The following is a 1403-nucleotide window of genomic DNA, read 5'->3' as shown; positions in this document are numbered from 1 at the left end:
CGACGAGACTCACGTGAAGTGCCCGCGACAGGTTTGCGGTGCCTCACGTAGGAATGCCCGCGAAACTCTGAGGGCATGGGATGCGAGTTGTCGATGCAGGCTCGAGCGGAGATCACGGCCAAGTACGCGCGGGCGTACCTGCGGGCGTCGAAGGCGGAGAAGTCGCAGCTGCTCAACGAGATCGAAGCGGTGACGGGATGGACGCGCGACAACGCGCGGCGGCGGCTGCGGGCGGCCGCGAAGCCCCGCGCGGCGCGGCCGGGGAAGCGGAAGCGGGCCAGGAAGTACTCGTACGACGCGCTCAAGGTGCTGCAGCGCGTCTGGGCCATCTCCGGCGGCTCCTGCGGCAAATACCTCGTGGTCGCGATGGAGCCGCTGCTGGACGCGCTCGAGCGGCACGGCGAGCTCGTGCACGGCAAGGAGCGCTATTCGCCCGCGGTCCGCGCCGAGCTGCTGGCGATGTCGCCGGCGACGATCGACCGCTACCTGCGACCGGCGCGCGAGCGAGACCCGCTGCGGGGGTTGAGCTCGACCAAGCCATCGCCGCTGCTGCGCTCGTCGATCACGATCCGCCGCGCCGGCGACGAGGTCGAGGACGAGCCGGGCTTCTTCGAAGTCGATACCGTCGCGCACTGCGGGCCGACCCTCAAGGGCGAGTTCTGCCGCACGGTGAACCTCACCGACATGCGCCTCGGCTGGGTCCACACCCGCTCGATGCGCAACAACGCGGCCGTGCACGTGCTGGCCGTCATGAACAGCGCGATCGAGGCGATCCCGTTCGCGGTCACCGGTCTCGACTTCGACAACGGCGGCGAGTTCATCAACCACGACCTCGTCAACTGGGCCGCCGACCGCCACATCTTCTTCACCCGCGGCCGCCCCTACCGCAAGAACGACCAGGCCACGATCGAGTCCAAGAACGGCCACCTCGTGCGCGCCTACGCGTTCCACTGGCGCTACGACACCCCCGAAGCGCTCCGGCTCCTCAACCAGCTATGGCCGCTGGTGAACGACCGCTTCAACTACTTCCTGCCCACGAAGAAGCCCATCGGCTGGTCCACCGACCGCTCCGGCCGACGCCGCCGCGACTACGACGACCCGCGCATCCCGTTCAACCGCCTGCTCGCCGCCGGCGTGCTCTCTCCCGCGCAAGAAGCCGAACTGCGCGCCTACCGCGACAGCCTCAACCCGGCCGAGCTCGCTCGCCGCATCCAAACCATCCAGGACCGGCTCGTAGCGATCGCCCGCGAACCCACGCTCAAGCTCGCCGCCAGCCTCCAACAGCCACTGCCCGACACCGCTCGAGGCGTGAAGCTGCGCCGAGCCAGCTGACCACACACGCGGGCATTCCTACGTGAGGCACCGCTTCACGCACGCGGGCATATTGACATGAGGCACCTCGG

At 68.9% G+C, this 1403-nt stretch carries 1 protein-coding gene; it reads left to right on the top strand.

Annotated features, from left to right (window positions below):
• Positions 1-93 precede the first annotated feature (93 nt).
• A complete protein-coding gene (locus tag AC1RNL_RS13350; RefSeq protein ID WP_246990639.1) occupies positions 94-1332 on the top strand; it encodes an integrase catalytic domain-containing protein in 1239 nt (412 codons plus the stop codon).
• Positions 1333-1403 lie beyond the last annotated feature (71 nt).

It is taken from the genome of Agrococcus sp. GW821-FHT14H11, from assembly GCF_058803545.1.
Note: the sequence above shows the minus strand (reverse complement) of the source record. Positions and strands in the feature narration are given on the sequence as shown.